The organism is Bacteroidota bacterium, from assembly GCA_018831055.1.
Classification (GTDB): domain Bacteria; phylum Bacteroidota; class Bacteroidia; order Bacteroidales; family B18-G4; genus M55B132.
In genome coordinates this window covers 1-16,158 of record JAHJRE010000051.1, presented here as the reverse complement: position 1 = coordinate 16,158, position 16,158 = coordinate 1, and the positions used below count along the sequence as shown (strand labels likewise).

9 protein-coding genes and 2 rRNA genes are annotated in these 16,158 nt (G+C 44.0%); 3 read left to right on the top strand and 8 right to left on the bottom strand.

Annotated features, from left to right (window positions below; translation table 11 throughout):
- Both KKA81_03200 and rrf read left to right on the top strand, forming a co-directional pair.
- Window positions 1-306, top strand: a 23S ribosomal RNA gene (locus KKA81_03200); the annotation flags it as partial.
- Window positions 307-400: 94 nt separating this feature from the next.
- A 5S ribosomal RNA gene (rrf, locus tag KKA81_03195) occupies window positions 401-508 on the top strand.
- A gap of 115 nt (window positions 509-623) precedes the next feature.
- On the opposite strand, the gene KKA81_03190 is transcribed toward rrf, so the two are convergent.
- From KKA81_03190 to KKA81_03170, 5 genes are all read right to left on the bottom strand, one after another.
- Complete coding sequence (locus KKA81_03190; GenBank protein ID MBU2649916.1) at window positions 624-2,498, bottom strand: T9SS type A sorting domain-containing protein; 1,875 nt, start codon at window positions 2,496-2,498, stop codon at window positions 624-626.
- 287 nt (window positions 2,499-2,785) lie between these two features.
- The gene (locus tag KKA81_03185) at window positions 2,786-6,115 is read right to left on the bottom strand and encodes a T9SS type A sorting domain-containing protein (GenBank protein ID MBU2649915.1); all 3,330 of its coding nucleotides are present in this window, start codon (window positions 6,113-6,115) and stop codon (window positions 2,786-2,788) included.
- Window positions 6,116-6,142: 27 nt separating this feature from the next.
- Complete coding sequence (locus KKA81_03180; protein MBU2649914.1) at window positions 6,143-6,586, bottom strand: hypothetical protein; 444 nt, start codon at window positions 6,584-6,586, stop codon at window positions 6,143-6,145.
- 160 nt (window positions 6,587-6,746) lie between these two features.
- Window positions 6,747-9,437, bottom strand: a complete 2,691-nt coding sequence (locus KKA81_03175) for a tetratricopeptide repeat protein (GenBank protein ID MBU2649913.1) — start codon at window positions 9,435-9,437, stop codon at window positions 6,747-6,749.
- Entirely contained in the window at window positions 9,418-10,170 is a 753-nt protein-coding gene (locus KKA81_03170; protein ID MBU2649912.1) for a LytTR family DNA-binding domain-containing protein, read from the bottom strand. The genes KKA81_03175 and KKA81_03170 overlap by 20 nt, the downstream gene beginning before the upstream one ends.
- 187 nt (window positions 10,171-10,357) lie before the next feature.
- Here KKA81_03170 and KKA81_03165 point away from each other — a divergent pair, with 187 nt between their 5' ends.
- A complete protein-coding gene (locus KKA81_03165) occupies window positions 10,358-12,238 on the top strand; it encodes a putative porin (GenBank protein MBU2649911.1) in 1,881 nt (626 codons plus the stop codon).
- Between the two features lie 147 nt (window positions 12,239-12,385).
- Here the strand turns inward: KKA81_03165 and KKA81_03160 are convergent, their stop codons facing one another.
- The 3 genes from KKA81_03160 to KKA81_03150 are packed head-to-tail and all read right to left on the bottom strand — an operon-like array spanning window position 12,386 to window position 15,903.
- The gene (locus tag KKA81_03160; GenBank protein ID MBU2649910.1) at window positions 12,386-13,219 is read right to left on the bottom strand and encodes a TerB family tellurite resistance protein; all 834 of its coding nucleotides are present in this window, start codon (window positions 13,217-13,219) and stop codon (window positions 12,386-12,388) included.
- Window positions 13,220-13,230: 11 nt separating this feature from the next.
- Window positions 13,231-14,568, bottom strand: a complete 1,338-nt coding sequence (locus tag KKA81_03155; protein MBU2649909.1) for a saccharopine dehydrogenase NADP-binding domain-containing protein — start codon at window positions 14,566-14,568, stop codon at window positions 13,231-13,233.
- Window positions 14,569-14,592: 24 nt separating this feature from the next.
- Window positions 14,593-15,903: a hypothetical protein gene (locus KKA81_03150; protein ID MBU2649908.1), complete on the bottom strand. Its 1,311-nt coding sequence runs from the start codon at window positions 15,901-15,903 to the stop codon at window positions 14,593-14,595.
- Between the last annotated feature and the right edge of the window lie 255 nt (window positions 15,904-16,158).

Here is a 16,158-nt window from a genome sequence, read left to right as displayed (position 1 = left end):
GGGTTCAGAACGTCGCGAGACAGTTCGGTCCCTATCTGCTGTGGGCGTTGGAAGCTTGAGAGCACCTGACTCTAGTACGAGAGGACCGGGTTGGACATACCTCTAGTGTACCTGTTGTGGCGCCAGCTGCATCGCAGGGTAGCTATGTATGGATGAGATAAGTGCTGAAAGCATCTAAGCACGAAACTTAGCTCAAGATGAGGCTTCCTTTAAGGGTCGTTCAAGATCAGAACGTTGATAGGCCACAGGTGTAAAGGCAGTAATGTCAAAGCCGAGTGGTACTAATTACCCGTTAACTTTCTACTCCATAATCGTTCTTTTACCTCGACGCCGCTTTTTGTATTTTCTTTCATAAATATGTCATTACGATACTGATCTGCCTCATGGCAGCGCAAAAGCTTCAGGTGACTATTGCGGTGGGGTCCACCTCTTCCCTTTCCGAACAGAGAAGTTAAGCCCACCAGCGCAGATGGTACTACTTACGTGGGAGAGTATGTCGTCGCCAACTTTTATTAAAAGACCGGTCTTTGACCGGTCTTTTTTTTTATACCCCTCCTCCCCTCCTCGATTAAATAACCATGATTAATTCTCTCTGATCATTGCCAATTCACCCGGGATCATTCTTACAATTTCACCACTTTCCTCGTCATTACTTTATTCCCCGCCTGCACCCTGCAGAAATAGATGCCTTCAGGAATTTCCTTCAAATTGAGGATAAAATGGTTTTTGCCGGTTTGACTTTGCGGATATTGCCAGCTTTTGACACAAATGCCTGTGGTGTTGAAAAAAGAAATCTCAATATGCCGGCTTCCGGGTGAATTCAAACTTATTTCCGCAAAAACGGAAACAGGATTGGGCTTAATGGTGAATTCAATATCTTCTGAATTATCTTTTATTGAGCCTAAGCACGCTTCCTCCACCTCCTCCGGGCTGTTGCAGCCGGGGGCATTACCCCAGATTTCAATGGTTCCGTTGGGCGAGGCAAGAAATTCACAAACGCTCTCAACATCACATTGGGCAAGCAAGGGATTTTCTTTAATGATTAAATTTTCTATTGAGCTTCCTTGTATATTTTCAAGATCAGTTAAACTGGTTAACGAGGCATTGCTATAAACCGCTAGAAATCCGTTTAATTCTGTCAGGTTACCCAATCCGGAAAGATCAGATAAATTGGGATTATGCACCAAACCTAAGGTACCACCAATATGGGTAATATTGTCCAGCCCGGCCAGATCAGTCAATGCTGTATAGCGTATTTCAATATTATTACCAACCTCAGTTAGCCCTGACAAAGCATTTATGTTTTCAAGTGCTTGACAATATGAAATATCAAGGTTTTCAACAGATTCCAGATTCTCCAAACCGGCCAGGGTGGTTAAATATCCACAACTAATATCTAAAGAACCTCCTATTGAATGCAGGTTATCCAATCCTTGCAGGCTTATAAACTTTGTCATACCTATAATAAGACTTCCACCCACAGAATGGAGGTTTTCCAGACCGTCAAGATTGATCAACGAGGTATCCCCGAAAATCCTAAGCTTCCCCCCGACAGCCGTTAAATTATCCAAACCCGATAAGCTTGTAAGATTCGGATTGGCAAAATATCCTTGCAAATCGCCGGGGCCGATCCTTAAGTCTCCATTAATTTCGGTTATTTGGCTTAATCCGGCGAGATTTGTAATATCATCCCCTTTAATACCCACACTCCCTTCAATGACATTACAATCCGGATAATTTATGGGGAAATTGTCAATCTCTTCCTGGGTCCCGAAATAAATTCCCCCTGGCAGGCAGGAGGTACTTTCACATGCCTCTTCCACCTCTTCCTGGCTGTTGCAACCGGGGGCATTACCCCAGATTTCAACATTACTACCAGGCACTGCCAAATAATCGCAGATGCTTTGCACATCGCATGTTGATAAGGATATATTATTATTAATGTCCAATCCAGAAATTGTTCCTGCATTAATATTTTCTACTCCACTAATATCTGTAAGAGATTGGTTGTTTTCAATATGAAGGAAATATCCTATCGAAGTCAGATTTTGCAATCCATTCAAATTTAGCAGATTAGGATGATGTTCAATACTTAATTGACCACCAATAGTAGTTAAATTGTCTAATCCTTCAAGGCTGATTAACCCTAAGTTTCCAGTAGTACCGAGCATAAAGTTTGCACCGAAATTAAGGGATCCTCCAATTGAATTGAGGTTTTCAAGGCCTGATAAATTCGTCAAAGATACAGTACCCGTGATCACTAAGTCACCACCAATTGAGGTCAAAGTGTTTAACCCTTCGAGATTATCAATATCGGTATCATATTCAGGATGACCAATGAAGACTAATCCCTCAATTTCCGAACAATTAGGGAAGTTTATTTGAAAACTGTCAATCTGTACTTGTGAAGTGAAACCAATGCTATCTGGACATGGTTGAGAAAATCCAATAGTCTGGATGATTATTGACAAAACGATAAGTAGAGTAAATTTTTTCATGATGTTTTTATTTGGGTTTGTAATAATGTTCAGCATAGTGCATAACTCATGTATAATGGTCACAGCGGACGAATTCAATTTTGAAGCTATCTGACGCCCGACGCCTGATAACTGAAGTCCGATGCCTGATGCCCAAGAATTTGTTTCAGGTGTCCATGTTTAAGTAAATAATTCAAAAATTAAACCTGTCTGCCGGTTAACCCGCCGTAGGAGGGCAGGCAGGGATTTCGTCATTAATCGTCCCAGAGTCTCACAGTCTCATGGTCACCTGCCTCATATCCCAAACCTCATAACTTCAACACCTTCCTCGTCACCACCTCACTACCACTCCGGATGTGGATGAAATACATCCCTTCAGGGTAAGGGCCAAGGTCAATTTCATAAACATTTGTTCCTGCATTTCCAGGACTGATCCTTTCCTGGAGCATACATAAGCCGTTTATGTTGTAGATGCTGAGGTATATTGTGCCCTGAGAAGCAGGAAATCCGGATATGTTAGTATGATCTGCCGAGGGATTGGGATACACAACAATTTCTTCCGTCCAACCCGGTTCCGGCCCGCCGATATGCACGATCAGGCAAACTGAGTCCACTTCTTCCGGCGAATTGCAGCCATAGGCGTTATTTTCAATCCAGACGTTAGCGTACGGGCTGGCCAGGTAATCGCAGACGCTCTGCACAGCACAAAACGATAAATGGGGATTCCCATTTATCAATATTTCATTGATCGTTCCTGCATCAATATTTTCCAGGCCTTCAAGGGTCAACAGATTGAAATTACTACTAATAAAAATTCTACCGTTTATGGAAGTCAGGTTTTCCAGGGCCAGAAGGTTTTCCAGAGAACCATTGTCATAGAACTCAAGCCATCCGCCAATACTGGAGAGATTTTCCAGCCCGGTAAGATTGTCAAGCGAAAGGTTTTCCCTTATCTGAAGCTTTCCTCCAATACTGGAGAGATTTTCCAGCCCGGTAAGATTGTCAAGCGAAAGATTTCCCCTTATCTCCAGATCTCTTCCAATCTGTTCGATGTTAGCAAGGCCAGAAAGATCGTTCAATGCGTCATTCGATCCTAACCGAAGCGTTCCCGATACCTTGCTAATATTCTGAAGTCCCGACAGGCTGGTCAGCATAGGATTGGAATTGATTATAACCGATCCGGCAGAGGTTAGGCCTTCCAGGCCTTCAAGGTTTTGCAACTGCTCATTGGATAAGATTACCAGGTCACCCCCGAGGGAGCTAAGCTCATGGAGGCCGGAGATATCTGTCAGGGATGGGTTGATCCTGATGCTGAGTGTCCCCCCGACGGATTCCAGCATATCGAGACCTGAGAGGCTTACCAGGCTTGAGTCTTGCGTAATGTCCAGGTAGCCGCCCACGGCTAAGAGTTCATTCAGCCCATCAAGGTTCTGGAGTGAATGATTATACATGATGATCAGGCGGCCGCCCACCGAATCAAGGGAGTTCAGCCCTCCCAGGGATTCCAGAAGCCCATTTGTATGGATGCTAAGATATTTTTCTATGGAGTTGAGGTTGCGTAAGCTGTCAAGGCTGTTGATATCTGGTCCGTTGATCGTTACATTGCCCATCAGGTCGGTACATCCTGGAAAACTCTGAGGGAAAAGGTCGATCTCATTCTGCGTACAGAAATAATAATTACCATACGGCAGGCAGGGGATCGTGGTCCCGCAGTGCCAGGCAACTTCTGCCGGGCCGTTGCATCCGGGCGCATTGTTGTATATTTTAACTTCCCCTCCGGGGGCAGCAAGGTATCCGCAAATACTGGCAACGTGGCATTCCGAAAGGCCTGGATTATCGCGAATGGTCAGACCCAGGATGGAGGAAGACTCTACATTGTCGATTCCTGAAAGGCTTGACAGTTGACTATTACTGTGAATTGAAACAGTATCACCGATATAGGACAGGTTTTCAAGCCCCTCCAGGCTGGTGATCACCGGGTTCCCACTGATATTAAACCGCCCCGTAACGGAATCCAGGGCCGGCAGCCCGGAAAAGTCAGCCATCATGTCATTCATATGAACTGAAAAATCCCCCCTGACCGAAACAAGGCTGTTCAACCCCTCCAGGCTTTCCAGTGAATCGTTGGAATAAACCAAAAGTCCTCCGGTATACTGAAGACCCTCCAGGCCCGACAGGTTAATCAGCTTGGTATTGTCCCCGATCGATAAAACATCCTGAACGGCACTCAGATTTTCCAAACCGGAAAGGCTGGTCAACGATTCATTATTATAGATGTAAACCTGGCCGCCTGCAGTTTCAAGATTATGCAATCCTGAGAGATCATTCAGCATAGCATTACGGATCACTAATGAACCGCTGAGGTCCACAAGCCCTTCCAGTCCCGCAAGGCTTTGCAGTGAATCGTTATAGGAGATATAAAGAAATCCTGTAACATCAGTAAGGTTTTCAAGCCCCGTAAGGCTCGTCAGGGCATTGTTGTCGTAGATTTGAAACCATCCTGCCACATCAGTAAGGTTTTCAAGCCCCGTAAGGTTCGTCAGGGCATTGTTGTTTGTAATATTAAAGTCGTGCGACAAGCTTGTCAGGCCGGTCAGTCCCGATAAATTCAACAGTGACGGGTTCGCCGTGATTTCCAGTTTACCACCGACATCCGTGAGTAACTCCAGTCCCGCGAGGCTATTCAATAATTGATTGTTGTAAATGATCATATCCCTCCCCACACTGTCCAGGCTCATCGCAGCGCCAAAGCCCGTAAACTCCATATTCATGTGCATGAATATGTCCCTGCCTACATGCTCCAGATTTCCAAGACCGGCGATATTTTCAAGTATAAGATCGTTCTCGATGATGAGCGACCCTCCGACGGATGCAATATTCTCCAAACCATCAAGGTTTTCCAATAAAGGATTACCATACCATGAATTGCCCGAGATTTTCAGGCTTCCACCGATCCCTGTTATGCCCGATAAGGCGTTAAGGCTGCTGATATCATCGCCATTAATGACGATATCGCCGGCCACCGAGCTGCATGCCGGATAATTAAGCGGAAAACTGTCGACCTGTTGCTGGCTGGTGAATACGATACCTTCCGGAGCACATCCCTGCACATCCCCCACGATGATCATATGGTCGTTGCTCCTTTGGAAATTCAATCCATGATAGGTAGAGCCCATCATATAATCCAGGAAGAAAGTGCCCGTCTGTTCATCGGTGAAGATCCTGAATGATGCATAATAAATGCCATGTATATTCAATGGCACCGTATCCTGCATCACCCACCAGTAATAACCTTCGGGCGCGGGCTGGCGGATTTCCATTGCCTGCGAGAGACTGTCGGAATGGATGAGTGTTCCTGAAAAATAGGGATCATCAATGGTATAAACTATTGAATCTTCAGGAACCCATCCTTGCGGAAGCAGTATCCCGAACATGGGAGCATAGCCTCCATATTCACCATAGAAGCTCACAGCGACCTGCACTTCGAAATCGCTCTCAGGATCGGCATGCCAGGGCTGATTTACAAATTCAAATTGATAACATCCGGCCAGCAGAAGTAAAAAAACAATTATCAGGTAAAAATTTGCTTTTAAGAGAGGTTCCTTTTCCTTTCTTTTCTTGGTAAGTAAAGTTTTCATGACTATTTTTTTTAAGATTCTTATATTTTATAAGAGAAAAAATACAATTAACACTATAAGAGCAATCATAAGCCTCAGAAGCAAGGTAAACCGATTGATTCCTTTATCGTTATACAAAAAAATAAAATCCAGAAGACAGGTTAGCACAATCATACCAAGCCCGGAATAAAAAACAGTTTCGTGATGACTTTTCATCAGCAATAACATTAAAGTACAGGCAGATACTATTAGCATAGCCAGGTTGTTCAAGGATGACAGAAGGCGGTTGTGAAAGTTATTTCTTAATTGGAAAACCCTTAAGATCCGTGATATATAAATCCCTGAAATAAATGCCACACCAATGATAAGCACCAGTTTGCCTGCCAGGCTATTGACCATCATCAGGATCATTCCAACAGCTATGGCCATTCCCAGAAAAATCTCCTGATAGAGATAAGGTTCATCATTTAAAATGGTTTTCTTGCGGTTCATTCAATAGAAAATAGGCATCATTACCCTAAAGATAGGTTTAACAGAAGGCTTAAATGAATGCGATGAATAAACGCCCGGGTTTAACTTGTGAATGCCGGGAAAAAACTGGTGAATGCAGAAAATTGCAGGTTACAACGGGCAAGTTTCGGGGGGGCAGGGATCAGGATTCTGGGATTAGGAATCTCACCAGGGTTCCTGCTGGACTACCGTTTAGGTCGTACAAGTCGCGTATTTCAAAGATATCATTGGGTTTCTTTTTGCCCCAGAGGTTCTGAAGCCGGCTTTGGGTGAGGATTACGGCCGTGGATTGATGGTTATGTTGTTTTTTTTCTTTCAGCAAAGCAGCTTTCTTTCTGCCAATGCCGTCGTCTTCAATTTCGAAAACGATGGCATGATCCCGGGTAAAGATCCTCACAAAAACACTTCCTCTCCCCTCTTTATTTCGGATGCCGTGTTCAATTGCATTTTCAATAAAGGGTTGCGCCAGCATCGGTGGGATTTCAGTAAGGTCCTGATCGAGAGACTCATCGACAATTAACTCATATACCAGTTTGTTTTCAAACCGCAGTTGCTGCAACTCCAGATAGCGGCTGATCGTTTCAATTTCTTCCCTGAGGGTGATCTGATCACAGCGGGAATGTTCCAGGATATTGCGCATAAGCTTGGCAAACACGGCAAGGTATTTACCTGCTTTCATGGGATCCCGTGCAAAGATATAATGCTGGATATGGGTCAGGCTGTTGAAAATGAAATGCGGATTCATTTGCACACGAAACAACTGCTGTTGATTCAGCATGGCTGATTGCTGATTGCGTAACTGCACCTGACGAATAAACAGGACAACAAAAAGCAAAATAATGATCACTATGGCTCCAAGACTGATGATCACATACTCTGAGCGATTGGCGCGGTATATATTCAGTTCGTTTTCCTGGTTCAATTGCCGTATGGTCATTTGTTGCTGTTGCGATTCGTGTAAAGCCTGCATTTCTGAAAGCTGTCGATGGGTTTCAATTTTAAAAACAGAATCATGAAACAAGATATATTCTTTCAGGAAATATACAGCCATGCTTTGATTTCCTGCATTTTCGTATAACTCAGCCAACAATAAGGCTGCCTCTGACTGGATGTTAATCATTCCCAGGGCCCCGGAATGTTCATATGCCTTATTCAGCATATCTACTGCCCGAAGCCTGTTGCCGGATTTAACAAATGTCTGACCAAGCCTGAGATATATTTCCGGTATCTCTCGGATAAAGCCATTTTCTATATAAATTGCCAAAGCTGTCTCATAATAGCTTAATGCAGCAGGAATTTCATTCAGGATAATCTTCAATCCGGCAATTCCTGCCAAAGCCCTGGCCTCCAGATGACGGTTATCCATTCGGCGGGCAAGCTCCAGGGATCTCTGAAAATACCGCATGGCTGTATCTTGTTCCCCTTTCTGTTGCCAGGCCAGACCACGGTAAAATTCTGCAATTGACATTCCCCGCAAAAAATTAATACGCCTGCACAACATCAGGGAGGTATCGTAATAAAGCAGTGCATCGGCAGGCTTATCCCAGTCGGCAAAGACTTTCCCCAAATACAAATATGTTTCTGATCGGCTTTCCAGCCATTGGGAATGGCGAAACGGGTCAATTTCCCCCACACGAAATGAAGTTTTCCAGGAAAGCGCTTCCTGTAACATATTAACAGCCTGCTGATGATCGCCTTTTAATCTTGCCATTTCCGCCATTTCGTCCAGACACATTCCTACACCCAAGGAGTCTTTAATTTGCTTTCTTAAAACAAGTGACCGGTTGAAAAACTCCTGAGCCTGTCGAAAATCGCCCTGTTCACGGTATATGGTTCCGATGTAGCAATACTGGTTGGGAACATTTATGTTGGTTTCCCCGATGCCATAGTCGCTGAATCTTTGCAGGGCAAGCTGCCTGAAAAGCAATGCGGAATCCAGTTTTCCCCAATGCTGGTAAACCCGGGCAATATTTGCAGCCTGCTGAGTATGGTACACTTTAACCCTTAGGGATTTGTCCTGCATATTTCCATATAGTGAATCGGCCTCACGGAAATACCGTAATGCCATTTTGTAATTTCCATTGGTCATGAAAGAGTATCCAAGAACTCTTGAAAACGCACCAATGTTTTCACGATCCTGCGGATCCCGGCTGTTTTTCTTAATGTAATAAGCTTCCTTGTGCGATTCCAAAGCAGCAAGGGGATCCCCCATGCTTATATACAATCCGGCCAACTGGAGGTAGGTACTGGCGAGTGTGTTTCGCGAAACAATATGCTCCCCTATTTTCAATGCCTTATTCAGAAAATACAACGCAGAATCATATTTACCAAGACCCCGGTAAGCCAAGGATAAAACGCTGTATCCTCCCATCATCAGGTTTGAGTCCGTTGTTGTATTTAAACCTGAAGTGCTATCTATTACTGCACGGGCATATGGCAAGGATTCCCGGAAAAAACCTGCTTCTGCCAGTTCCCTGCCAATAATACGCCGCAAGTTGTTAATCTCATCTTTATAACCCATTTCTTCAGATAGATCCAGAGCTTCGGACAGCAAAGAAAAATACTGGTCTTTAGAACCCGGAAAACCCTTTTCTACCAGTTCATTCGCAAGACAGCGCAGCGCAAAAACCCTGTTACGGCCATGGGAAGTATCGGCGATATACCTCAAACTATCAATAATTTCCTGATTGCGGCTATTTTGAGAGAAAGCCACATGCGGAAAAACCATCAGCAACGAAATGAACAACAAGAAGAAAGGCTTGCGGAGAAAAGATGCTACATCAACGGAAAGGCCGGATATCATCAACATAGAATTATTCTGTAAGTTTTTCAAGCAGTTTGAGAAGATGTTCCCGCTTTCGTGAGGCTACCGGAACTTTCAAATCTCCGTCCATAATCAGATAACCGCCATCTTCACGTTCAAAACTCTGCACTTTTTCCAGATTTACCAGGAACGAACGGTGTACCCGGAAAAAACCGTAATCTAAAAGAAGTTCCTCGTATTCTCCCAGGGTCTTGGATACTAAAATGCATTTCCCATTCTGAATATGGAAACGCGTGTACCCACCCTCTCCTTCGCCGCAACAAATCTGATTCAGGGAAACAACATGCATACTTTCCAGGGTTTTAAGCAATATCTTTTTTTCGGATTTTGATGCCGGTTTCACAAATTCCTTCAGATGGTGCAACTGGGTTTCCTGAGAGACTTCCATTTCTTTGGCAGCATTATCTATTGCCCGAATCAACTCATCCGGATCTACAGGTTTCAGGATATAATCCAAAGCCGAAAACTTGATTGCCTTCATGGCAAATTCCTCATGAGCAGTGATAAAAATCACCTTGAAATCAATACTATTAATTTTATTCAGCAGATCAAAACCCGTTCCGTCACTCATTTTTACATCCAGCAATACCAGATCAGGGTGTAATAACTGTATTTTTTCAACACCCTCACTGACACTTGCTGCCTGGCCAATAACTGTTGCAGATTTGCAATAATCCTGAATAAGACCTGCAATCATGGTACGGATATTCGTTTCATCGTCGATTATCAGAATGCGAATCATAGCCTTTCAGATGTATTGATTTGAAAAACCTAAGGTAGGTAAATTTTTTGTACAGGTTGGGGTTGGAGAGAGATTATTAAAAAGTTTAAGCGCCTTTAGCCTCTGGCAAGAGCTGGAGACCGTTTAAAAATTCTTCATACCTTTACCACCACAATAAACCCTGTTCATAAGACAACCAGGATTACACATGCGCTTATTTTTAGCTATTGTTTATATACTAATCATTTGTTCATTTCTGCCGCCTTATTCCTCCGCCCAGGAATGTGATTCCATCATTACTTCCAAAGACAGTTCGGATGCCCGGTATTTTCTTCATAATGCCGACAGTCTGGCTTTAGGGAAAATCCATTCGGTGAAAGTCAGCATGAAGGATGCTCAATATTTTACGCCACTGCATCAAAATAATCCTTTTTTCGCCAGCCTGGGAAATCCGGGATTGGCGTACGAAAGTCTTATATTCACTCCTTCCTGGAAAAACGGATTTGACTTTGGTCAACACAGCTTTGATGAATACCTGTATACTCCCCTGAACACCGAGTATTATCTCCTGAGTGATCCATACACCGATATTTTTTATGCTATGGGTGGTAAGAAGGAACAAATCCTGAAAATTAAGTTCGACCGGAACATCTCCCGTAATGTAGGCATCGGAGCTAATTTCCGTTATGTTTTTGCCCCGGGCCGTTATAAACGCCAGAAGGCGGATGACAAAAGCTTTACGGGAAAAGCACAGTTTTTCACGAACAACCGGAGATACGGCGTTCTGGCAGCCTATCTTCACAATAAAGTTTATGTGCAGGAAAACGGGGGGATACAAAGCGACAGCATATTCGAACTGGGACTGGAAACCGACCGGCAGTTATACCTGGTAAACCTGAACAGCGCGCAAAATCAGATCAAGGAGAACAGTTTTTTTGTAAACCAGTATGTCAACCTTTCAAAACCATCCGGACCGGAAGGCCAAAAATCGAAATTTGGAAGGATTACCTATACTTATTACCAGATCAGGCAAACACAAAAATATATCGATGATGATCCCAAATCGGGATTCTATGATCACATTTATCTGGATTCAACCCGGACATTTGATTCCGTCTATTATTTCAATGTTGAAAACGGCATTACCTGGTCAAATCTGGGTTATAATGATTCAGCTTTCCTGAAGCCTTTTTATATTTATATGGGAGCAAAATACAGATATACTGAACTTGGCGGATATATCCCCAGAGAATATCTGCGGCAATGGCAGTACAGCGCAGGATTTCATTACCGTTTCCTGGAAAATTTCTTTATAAACGCTCAATACGCTGTGATCAGCGGGGATTACAACAATGGTGATTTTTCAGGAAAAGCAGGGATAGGGTATAAATTCATGAAAGACAGTATTCCACGGGGAACCCTTTATCTGATGGCCAGAATATCGAAACAGGAGCCGGCATATTTTTACCACCGCTATTCGGCAAACAATTTCCGCTGGGAAAACAGCTTCAGCAAGGAAGATAATTTTCAGGCCGGGTTGTCGTACACCAGGAAAAGGCTTAGTGCCGGAGTCGTATATATGAGCCTGGGCAATTTTGTTTACCTCGACCAAAATGCCTTACCCGCCCAGCATAACAAAACGTTCAATGTTTACCGTGCCTACCTTTCACGGGAACAATGGTTCTGGAAATTTTGTCTCGACGGCGAGTTGATCTATCAACATTCAACAAATAAGGACATACTTCGTCTTCCGGATTTCGCAGCAAATGCCTCCCTCTTTTTCCGTTCCTGGATATTTGGCCGGGCCGCTACCATACAACCCGGAGTAGATTTTTTCTATAACACGGCTTATTATGCCGATGCATACATGCCTGCCCTGCGGAGTTTCTATCTTCAGGATGAAAAAGAAATCGGAAACTATGTTTACATGGACGTTTATTTGATGTTAAGAGTAAAAAGAGCTGTTATCTTCCTGAAATACCAGCATTTCAATACTTTGTTCGGAGATCACCGTTATTATATGGTCCCCCATTATCCCATGCAGGATGCTGCATTTAAGTTTGGAGTATCGTGGAAGTTTTATAATTGATTATATTGGTATATTGTTATATGGTTATATGGTTAGGAGGGGAAAATATAAAAAAATGCTTATTTTATAACCCATAACTCAGATCTCAGATCTCAGATCTCCGATCTCCGATCTCAGATCTCCGATCTCCGATCTCCGATCTCCGATCTACTTCATCCCCCTTCTCTTCTTAATCTCCTCGTAGGCGGCGTTGAGTTTCTGAAATTTTTCGGTAGCGGCTTTACGGATATCTTCGCCGAGGTGGGCTACTTTATCGGGATGATATTTCACCGCCATGCGATGGTAAGCTTTTTTCACTTCTTCATCGGTGGTATCGGGTGAAACTTCCAGGATTTTATAGGCCGAATCAATGTCTTTGATAAACATAGCGCGGATGGAGCGGAAATCTTCCGGCCGGATGCCGAGGTAAATTCCAATCTGTTCGATCATATTTACCTCGGCATCGTGATAATGCCGGTCGGCGGAGGAAATACCGAAAAGGATATGCAAAAGCTGAAGTCTGGAAGGATATTCCATATACTGAGCGATCTGTGCGCACACATCCTTCACCTGTATATCCTGTTTCAGGATTTCCCTGAGTATCAAAATCTGCTTCTGAGCTTCTTCCTGACCGAATTGAGCGATGAGAAAATTTCTCACATAATCCAGTTCTGATTTTACCACCTTACCATCTGCCTTCATCACCGCGGCAGTGAGGATCAGGAGGCTGGCGCTGAAATCGCCGGTTTGTGTGCCCTTGTATTCATAGGAACCGCTTTGCATGCCGTCGTAAATCGAGCCGAACACAAAGCCAAGGATACCACCGATAGGACCGCCAAAGGCCCATCCAAGCCCCCCTCCTACCCATTTTGCGTATGATGATTTTCGCCGGGAACGAGGCGGGCTCTCCGGTTGACCCTTTCCCCTGTTGCTTCTTTTAATCAATCCTGATACCAGGTAAAAGACCAAAACGGCAATCAGAATATACAGAAAAATCCGCATCCGGTTTTTCGTTATTTTATGGTTTCACTCAATGGCAATCCATATTCCTCTGCCATGGCTATTCCCAGTTTCTCAAGATGATCCAGGATGGGGTTGTAAATCTCAGGAATCACAGGGATATGGACACCTTTTTCTGTAATCTGACCTTCGAGGATCATTTCTACGCCGCATGCAGCCGGCAACGCAACCGTGCGGGCAACAGAAGTATCCCCTCCCGGTGTACCGAAGTCGAGCATCCTGGATTTGATCACTTCCGCTTTGCCATCAGGATATTTGGCCACGAAGGTATGTTGCATGACAACCATATCACGCTCACTTTTTTCTATCATCATCTTCCCTATCATCTGATCGGATATGACTTCAAATGGACTATCTTCCTTGCGGTTCATGGGCTTTTCATCGAACATACCCAGCCATTCCAGAGCAATTACCGGGTTGGCATTGGTATCAACCCCCAATTTTTCAGCAATCTGCTTTTTAATGTCGTTCGTATGATCAGACCCGGTCATTTTGGCCATAAAACCGGCAAAGGTCATCCCTTCCATAGAAAATTTATCGTATGAAAGCAGGTTCAGTGATTTGAACGCATCAATGATTTCGCACCATTTGCTATAGCGGAATGTTCCTCTGAACATGGTGCGGGTTTCCGGAATACCATAGAGTTCAACATAGGGCAGGGAGTCCCGGTTCGGATATACTTCAAGCATCCCGACTTCCGGGAAATCAACTTTGTACACATCTTTGAACAGGTTCTCTGTGGGTATATATTTCACCTCTCCATGCCGCAGATATTTACCATCGTTATTTCCGGCCATGACTACACCCTTTGGAGCCCAGGTAAACTTATAATTAAAGGGATTTTTCTCAACTTCCGGGGCAACCAGCGCACCGCAAAATGAATAAAACTCTTCAATTTTTCCACCTTTATCATGTACATGGTCGATTATGCGCATGGCCGACATATGGTCGATGCCGGGATCAAGGCCGAGTTCATTCAGGATGATAATTCCAGCTTTCCTGGCTTCGCCGTCGAGAGCTTTCATTTCAGGTTTTACATAAGAAGTGGTAACCATATTTTTACCATGGGCGATGCATTTCTTTGCAACCATCACATGATAGGCATATGGAAGCAAGCTGACCGTGAGATCATGATCCCGGATAAGTTTGTCGAGCGTTGCTTCATCCTCAACGGTCCAGGCAAGGGAAACCCCATTGGGGTGACCATCTATCATGGCGTCTGCCTTCGATTTTGTCCTGGTTGCAACACTAACACCATATCCTGCCTTCAGCAGATACTGAACGATGGGCTTCACCACCATTCCGGCACCGAGAATGAGAACTTTTTTCATAAAACAAAGTTTTTCAGTCGTTAATTATTTTAAGTATTTGTTGATGTATTCAAAGTCCGGGGTCAGCTTTCCCTGATGAAGTATCATAGCCCTTTTAATCGGTGGCGGCAGCTGAACATGATAAAAATCGGCATTAAAGTCGGCACCGGCAATACCATTCACATAAGGCAAAAGGGCATTGCTAAATGCAATCGATGATTCTCTGGGTAATTCACTGGGCAGGATATCAACAGCCATATCCAGGATCCCCTCTCCTTCAAAACCCATGGTGTACTTCCGGGTGAAGGGGTTATAAACAAAGACAGGATCCTCGATATGTGTTCCTGTATGCGTACATTCTATTGATCCATCCGGGTCGCAGGTGACATCCCCGATAACAGTAAGTTTCGGATTACCACCTTTATAAAGTCTTTCCAGGAAATCCTTAGTGACTATTCTGGGATATCTTACATCCCAGTACATGCAATTCATCAGAACAGTCAGGTAAGGAACATATTTTTCAAACACATTGTGATATTCTTCCGGATGAGCATAATAATGACTAAGATCAAAGGTTTCCGGATGATCATTATGTTCCGACAAGTGCCATTCTTTAAAAATAACCTTTAGGATGACATTACGGGGAAAGTTACCGCTTTTTCCCATCTCAAGCAGTTCTTCCGGTGTAATCTCCATGGATGGCAGCAGGGACGCAATTTCCTGTGCCCCGTGCGATACCTGACCATAACCCGTAAACCCGATTACCATCGGAGGAATTTTTTCCGGTAAACCCTTATGAGCAATTTCCAGGCCGGCTTTCATCACATCCTTAGCGGCATCTTCCAGGGAATGATAGGTATGCGATTGTTTAATTTCCAGGAAGGGGGTTTCGATGCCCAATACCTGGTAACGCCGGCCCAGGGACCACAATGAATTGATCATCCCGGCAAGACCGGCAAAACGACCGAAAAAGATAAGCCTTTTGCCGGTGTCGTCGGTAACTTTTTCATAATCGATCAGGGAGCATTTTATCTCCATCATTTTTTTCAACATAGGCATGTTGTAGGGCTGCCCTTTAATCACGTGGGAGAAAAAAACATAAGCTTTTCCTTCTTCAAACACTTCCGGAGGAATCTCCTTAACACCAAAAATGACATTGGCTTTTTTCAGGTCATCCACTATTGAAGCACCGGCTGCAGCAAATTCCCCATCCCTGAAGATGCGTTTGGGTGAGCTCTGAACCAACACGTGGATTCCATTTTGCTTCACCATTTGTGATACATGATCGGGAATAAGAGGTACGCGCCTTTCCATGGTGTATTTGTCTTCGTGGCGTATTCCAATGACGTTTTTCATCTTCCGGAGTTTTATTAGTGTTGTAAAACGGCAAACTTACAAAAAAGGGTCATGGATTTTCAGGCATTGTTCAGTTTTTTACAGAGAAAGAAAAATTATGAGTACCGGAATATATAAATAAACAGTGGCAAGGGGCAGGTTGCAGGTTGCAGGTTGCAGGATTTAACAATAACTCATCGACAATCGGGTAATGTATTGCGCGATGGAGGAGATTGCGCGATGGAGGAGATATTCGAAGGTTTTGATATGCCGGCG